Raw genomic sequence first — 6,380 nt, forward strand, 5'->3', positions numbered from 1 at the left:
GTTCCTGGCCGGCGACGCTGGCCACATCGTGCCGCCCACCGGCGCCAAAGGCCTGAACTTGGCCGCCACCGACGTGAAGTACCTCAGCAACGCGCTGGTCGAGTTCTACGACGAGAAGAGCGAAGCTGGCATCGACGGTTGCTCCGAGCGCTGCCTCAAGCGCATCTGGCGCGCCGAGCGGTTCAGCTGGTGGTTCACGTCCATCATGCACAACTTCGAAGGCGAAGGCGCCATCAACGGCAAGCTGCAGCAGGCCGAACTGGACTACCTGATGCACTCGGAAGCCGGCCTCAAGACGATTGCCGAGAACTACGTGGGCCTGCCGCTGGATTTCGGCGCCTGATCCCTCCGTTCCTTCCCTTCCCCTCAAAGGGCGCCTTCGGGCGCCCTTTGGCGTTTGGGGGCTTTGTTGCTCACACCCCTTACAAATCGGTACGCGAGGCTTAATATCTGTGTAAGTTGCACATATTCAAATACCCCCACCCCCACCATGGACCCCAACACCCCCACCCGACCTGAAGCTGGCGAACTGCCGGGCGAACTGCACAGTCTGCTGCAGGCGCTCGACAGCCTGCTGCTGCCGCTGGCGCAGCTGTGCGTCGGCAAGGGCGTGCCGATCCAGGCGGCCGAGGAGCGGCTGCGTCGCGCGTTCGTCGAAGCGGCCCGCCGAAGCAGCGAGGGTGCCAACCCGCAACGCCTGACCAGCCGCATCAGCACCCTGACCGGCCTGACACGGCGCGAGGTCGCGCGCATCCAGACGCTGAACGAGCCGGCCCGCCCCACCACGCGCAGCGCGGTGTCGGAACTGTTCACCCACTGGCTGTCCCTGCCCGACTACCAAGGTGCCAACGGCCCGATGGCGCTGCCCCGGGTCGGCCCTGCCCCCAGTTTTGAAACCCTGGCCCAGTCGGTCACCCGCGACGTGCACGCCCGCTCGCTGCTTGAAGCGCTGATCCGGCTCAAGCTGGCTGAATGGGACGAGGAGCGCGACACGGTCCGCCTCGCGGCCGAGGCGTTTGTGCCACGCGATCAGTGGACGCACATGATGGGCTTCCTGGGCGACAACGTGGGCGACCACCTGCGCGCCGCCGTCACCAACGTACTGGGACAAGGCACCGAACATTTCGAGCAGGCGCTGTACGCCGACGAGTTGTCGACCCAGTCGATGCAGCAGGCGCGCCAGATCATCAGCGCCCAGTGGCGCAGCCTGATGACAGAGGTGGTGCCCGAGCTCGAAGCGCTCATGAAAGCCGACGCCGCAGCGGGCCGCCCGCAAGACCAGGCCCTGCGCCTGGGCCTGTATTCCTGGACGCAGCCCATGCCCCTCACACCCGAGCTACCCGAGACACCCGATACCGCCCCCACGGAGGACCGTTGAGATGAAAACAAGAAGCCACCCACACCAAGCCCGACCCAACCGCCGCGAAGCCCTGCTGGCGCTGCTGGGCACCGCCTTGCTGCCCGCCTGCGGCGGCGGCACCGACGTCGCCGGTGTCAGCAGCGGGGGGACCGGCTCGTTCACCAGCGGCACCATCACCGGCCTGGGCTCGGTGATCGTCAATGGCATCCGCTACGAATACGACGACACGGTGAGCGTCACGATCGACGGCACCCCCAGCAACGCCGCCGCACTGCAGCTGGGCATGGTGGTGCGCATCCAGGGCTCGGCCATCACCGCCCCGCCCACCAGCGGCGCGCTGGCCACCGCCAAGGCGACGCGCATCGCCTACGGCAGCGAATGGAAAGGACCAGCGGCCAATGTGAACGTGGGCAACGGCACCTTCACCCTGCTGGGCCAGACGGTGCGGGTGCTGGCGACCACCGTCTTCTCGCCGGGCAAATTCGACGGCAACCTCGGTGGCCAGTACGTGGAGGTTTATGGCTATGTCAACGTCAACGACGGCAGCCTGCAGGCCTCGCGCATCGAGGTCGAATCCGGTGCCCCCGACCGGTACCGGCTCAGCGGTGTCATCAGCGGCTGGACCGAGACCACCTTCCTGCTGGGCTCGGCGCTGATCAACCACACATCGGCCAGCAAGCCCGCCAACCTGCAGAACGGCCAGCTGGTGCGGGTGAAACTGCGCACCACGCAACAAGGCGGCGCCTGGGTGGCCACCGAAGTCGAGGCGGACAACACCAGCAGCGAGCTGGAAGACGACGACGAGGCGGAGATCGAAGGCGCCATCACCTCGTTCAGCTCCAGCGCTGCGTTCAGCGTCAACGGGATCGCGGTGGACGCCAGCCGCATCAAGCCGCCCACCGGGATGGGCCTGGGGGTGCGGGTGGAGGTCAAAGGTTCCATCAGCGGCGGCACGGTGATCGCCACCGAGATCGACATCAAAACCGACAAAGACATCGAGGCGCAGGAGTACGAGTTCCACGGCGCCATTTCCGGCCTGACCGCCAACACCTTCGTCGTGCGTGGCTACACCGTTCGCTACAACGGAACAACCCGGTTCGAACCGTCGAACACGACCTTGAAAAACGGCCAACTGGTCGAGGTCAAAGCGGAACTCCAATCCAACGGTGAGCTGCTCGCCACCAAGGTCGAAGTCGACCACTGAACACCCGCCCACACCGGGCACCCCGCGCCGACACGGCGCACACCTCAGGAGAAACGCATGAAACCCCGCAACCCGTTTGCAGGGCCAACGGCCCCCGCACGCCCATGGCACCCTGCCCTCTTGGCCACGGCACTGGCCGCGACTGTCACGCTCACCGCCTGCGGTGGCGGCGGCGGCACCGCCAGTTCAGGCACCACCCAGGTGGCCACCTTCATCGATTCACCGGTGGCCGGGCTGGCGTTCCAGTCGGCCAGCCGCAGCGGGCTGACCGACCGCAACGGCAACTTCCCCTACACCCCGGGTGAGACGGTCACCTTCTCCATCGGCAACATGGTGCTGGGCAGCGCCACCGTCAGTGGCAACAAGGTCACGCCGCTGCAGATCGTGCCCAACGCCGCCAACGCCAGCGACCCGCGGGTCACCCGCATCCTGCGCACGCTGCAAACGCTGGACAGCGACGGTGATCTGAACAACGGCATCCAGATCAGTGCCTGGGCGCGCGAAGTGGCGAGCCTGAAAACGAAGATCCGCCTGGACGACGACAAGACCACCGATGAGGACGTCAAAGAGCGCCTGCCCGATGGCGACTACAAGCGCAGCGAACAGGAAGCACGCGACCACTACGAAGACCACAAGGACGACGACTCCAACGCCGGCAGCGGCTACGACAACAGCGGTTCGGGATCGGGCACACCGGTCGCCCAGCCGGCCAACACCACCGGCCGCCTGCTCGCCTCCAACTGCTTCCAGTGCCACGGCACCCTGGGCCGCGGCGGCTTCGACAACATCCGCGGCGGCGAAGCCGGTGAGGTGCGCGAATACCTGGGCAAAACCGCGAGCGCCGACATCATGGCCGCGCACGCCCAGGGCTACACGCCCGCTCAGCTCGATGCCATCGTGAAGTACCTCAACCAGCCCTGAGCCCGGAGACCCGACATGACACAAGCACACACCCCCCTGGCCCGCCGCCGCTGGCTGATGCTGGCCGGCGCCAGCGCCATCACCGCCCTGGTGCCCACCCTGGGATGGAGCGACGACGATGAAGACGAAGGCGATGCGGGCAGCAGCACCAGCGCCATCAGCCCCGCCGCCACCGGCCTGACCGGCCGCATGGTGGTGGTCGGCGGCGGCATGGCCGGCGTCACCGCCGCCAAGTACCTGCGCCTGTGGGGCGGCAGCGGCCTGACCATCACCCTGGTCGAGCCCGCCACCACCTACGTCTCCAACATCATGAGCAACCTGGTGCTCAACGGCAGCCGCACCGTGACCAGCCTGGGCTACACCCACGGCAACCTCACCACCAAATACGGGGTCAACGTGGTGCGCGCCTCGGTCACCGCCATCGACAAGGCCAACAAAACGCTCACCCTGTCCGACGGCAGCGCGCTGCCCTACGACCGCCTGGTGCTGGCCCCGGGTGTGGAGTTTGAAGACGCCTACGGCCTGACGCAGACCGACTACGAAACCCGCACCCCGCACGCCTGGCGCGCCGGCCCGCAGACACAGCTGCTGCGCGACCAGTTGGCCGCCATGCCCAGCAACGGCACCTTCGTGATGACCATTCCCAAGGCGCCCTATCGCTGCCCGCCCGGCCCGTACGAGCGGGCCTGCCTGGTGGCCGATTTCCTCAAGACCACCAAGGGCACGGGCAGCAAGGTGATCGTGCTGGACGAAAACTTTCCCACGGACGCGGCCAATCCGTACACGGCCATCCAGGCCGAAGCGCACACCTTCACCCAGGCCTTCACCGTCACGCACGCCGGCGTGGTGGACTACCAGCCTGGCGTGACCGATATCGCCATCGACCCGGTCACCAAGGCCGTGAGCTACACCGACCGCATGGGCGTGCCCCACACCCTGAACCCGCAGGTGGTCAACCCCATCCCGCCGCACCGCGCCACCGGCAGCAGCGCCAGCGGCTGGATGACCCAGGCCGGGCTGGCCAACGGCGCCAGCGGCAAGTGGGCCCTGGTGAACGTGCTCAGCTTCGAGAGCACGGCCCCGGGGGCGGCCGGCGTCCATGTGATCGGTGACGCGTCGCAGTGCGGCCTGCCCAAAGCCGGCCACGTGGCCAACCAGGAAGCCAAGATTTGCGCCGATGCCATCGTGCGCGCCCTGAGCGGTCAGCAACCCGACCCGGCACCGGTGGCCAACTCGGCCTGCTACTCGCCCATCACGGCGAGCACGGCGTCGTGGCTGACCGCGGTCTACCAGTACGACGCGGTGAACGCGAAGTTTGTGGTGGCCAACAACGGGGGCGTCACCGCCGGTGCCAAGGCGGTGGAATCCGCCAACATCAGCAGCAAGAACTTCCAGCAGATGAACACCTGGTTCAACACGCTGATGGGCGATTCCTTCGCCTGATCCACGCTCCGCTGTCACACCCCACGGGCGACGCTGTCGCCCGTGGGCGTTTGTGGGCCCCGCCATGAAGGTAAATTGCAGGGCAGACCACCAACGTCACCGAAACCCGCCATGAGCCACACACCGACAGCCCACACCATCCCCACCGCACCCAAACCCCTCAAGCCCCTGCGCGGTGTGCGCGTGCTCAGCCTGGCGCTCAACCTGCCCGGCCCAGCCGCGCTGATGCGCCTCAAGGCCATGGGCGCCACCTGCCTCAAGGCCGAGCCACCCGGCCCCAAAGGCGCCCCCCCCGGCACCAGCGGCGACCCGATGGGCCAGTACAACGCCACCGCATACGCCACGCTGCACGGCGGCATCAAGGTGATCACCCTCGACCTGAAAACCGACTGGGGCCAGCAGAAGCTGCACCAGGAGCTGGCCCGCACCGACGTGCTGCTCACCTCGTTTCGTCCGTCGGCCCTCGTCAAGCTCGGCCTGGGCTGGAAGGCGCTGCACAAAACCTACCCAGCCCTGTCGGTGGTCGCCATCGTCGGTGCGCCCGGCGCCCGGGCCGAAGAACCCGGTCACGACCTCACCTACCTGGCCGACGCCGGCCTGGTGACCGGGCTGGACCTGCCCGCCACCCTGTTTGCCGACATGGGCGGCGCCCTCATGGCCAGCGAAGCCACCTTGCAGGCCGTGCTGGCGCAAAAGACCAGCGGCAAGGGCAGCTTCCAGGAAGTGGCCTTGAGCGACGCCGCCGGCTGGCTCGCCCTGCCCCGCAGCTGGGGCCTGACCCAGCCGCAGGGCGCGGTGGGCGGTGCGCACGCCGGCTACCGCGTCTACCCGTGCAAGGACGGGCGCGTTGCCGTGGCCGCGCTGGAACCGCACTTTGCCGCCGCCCTGTGCGCCGCCGCGGGCGTGCCCGTGACGGGCATGGCCACGCTGTTCCAGTCGGCCACACACAACGCCATTGCCAACTTTCTGGCAGGCCAGACCCGCCGCCAGCTGGACAAACTGGCCCAGGTCAAAGACATCCCCCTGCACACACTGGCACACTGACGCCTTTGCACAGCCAGACCACAGAACACGATGCACAAGCAGGGAAAGGTGGTGGCGTGGGACGCGGCCAAAGGCTTCGGCTTCATCCGCAGCACCCAGTCACTTGAAGACGTTTTTTTCCATATCCGCGACTGGGAGGGCCTGAACCCGCCCGCGCTGCAGGCGGCCGTCGAGTTCGAGGAAATCCACGTCGGCGGCAAAGGCCCACGCGCCATGGGTGTGACCCCGGTGGAGGGCCCGGTGGTGCCCAAGACCTCGCGCGAAGCCTTGCGGCGCGAGCGCGCCGACATCCGCCAGCGCAAGAGCCAGGCCGCCCAGGAACCGCCGCCGACCGCAGCGTCCGCCACGGTCGCGCGCTCGCGCTACGCGCAGGAGCGCGCTGCCCGCCGCGAAAAGTGGCAGCTCGGC

At 67.8% G+C, this 6,380-nt stretch carries 7 protein-coding genes; all 7 read left to right on the forward strand.

Annotation, left to right across the window (positions count from 1 at the left end):
• Window positions 1-343, forward strand: a 343-nt coding sequence (locus ACR2JA_RS04865; RefSeq protein WP_434007985.1) for an FAD-dependent monooxygenase, incomplete at its 5' end; no start/stop codon positions are given.
• A gap of 147 nt (window positions 344-490) precedes the next feature.
• Window positions 491-1,378 carry a DUF6502 family protein gene (locus ACR2JA_RS04870; RefSeq protein ID WP_434007986.1) on the forward strand — a complete coding sequence of 296 codons (888 nt, stop codon included), beginning with the start codon at window positions 491-493 and terminating at the stop codon, window positions 1,376-1,378.
• A 1-nt stretch (window position 1,379) separates the two neighbouring features.
• A complete protein-coding gene (locus ACR2JA_RS04875; protein WP_434007987.1) occupies window positions 1,380-2,564 on the forward strand; it encodes a DUF5666 domain-containing protein in 1,185 nt (394 codons plus the stop codon).
• A gap of 120 nt (window positions 2,565-2,684) precedes the next feature.
• Window positions 2,685-3,485, forward strand: coding sequence for a c-type cytochrome (locus ACR2JA_RS04880; protein WP_434007988.1), 801 nt, complete (start codon window positions 2,685-2,687; stop codon window positions 3,483-3,485).
• Window positions 3,486-3,500: 15 nt separating this feature from the next.
• Window positions 3,501-4,928, forward strand: coding sequence for an FAD-dependent oxidoreductase (locus ACR2JA_RS04885; protein WP_434007989.1), 1,428 nt, complete (start codon window positions 3,501-3,503; stop codon window positions 4,926-4,928).
• A gap of 111 nt (window positions 4,929-5,039) precedes the next feature.
• Complete coding sequence (locus ACR2JA_RS04890) at window positions 5,040-5,972, forward strand: CoA transferase (protein ID WP_434007990.1); 933 nt, start codon at window positions 5,040-5,042, stop codon at window positions 5,970-5,972.
• Between the two features lie 30 nt (window positions 5,973-6,002).
• A partial coding sequence (locus ACR2JA_RS04895; protein WP_434007991.1) for a cold shock domain-containing protein occupies window positions 6,003-6,380 on the forward strand: 378 nt, incomplete at its 3' end.

It is taken from the genome of Hydrogenophaga sp., assembly GCF_051007235.1.
Lineage (GTDB): Bacteria > Pseudomonadota > Gammaproteobacteria > Burkholderiales > Burkholderiaceae_C > Hydrogenophaga.

Bases quoted from the DNA above. Each gene is read 5' to 3' on its own strand.
- ACR2JA_RS04870 (WP_434007986.1), top strand. From the start codon at position 491: ATGGACCCCAACACCCCCACCCGACCTGAAGCTGGCGAACTGCCGGGC.
- ACR2JA_RS04875 (WP_434007987.1), top strand. From the start codon at position 1,380: ATGAAAACAAGAAGCCACCCACACCAAGCCCGACCCAACCGCCGCGAA.
- ACR2JA_RS04885 (WP_434007989.1), top strand. From the start codon at position 3,501: ATGACACAAGCACACACCCCCCTGGCCCGCCGCCGCTGGCTGATGCTG.
- ACR2JA_RS04890 (WP_434007990.1), top strand. From the start codon at position 5,040: ATGAGCCACACACCGACAGCCCACACCATCCCCACCGCACCCAAACCC.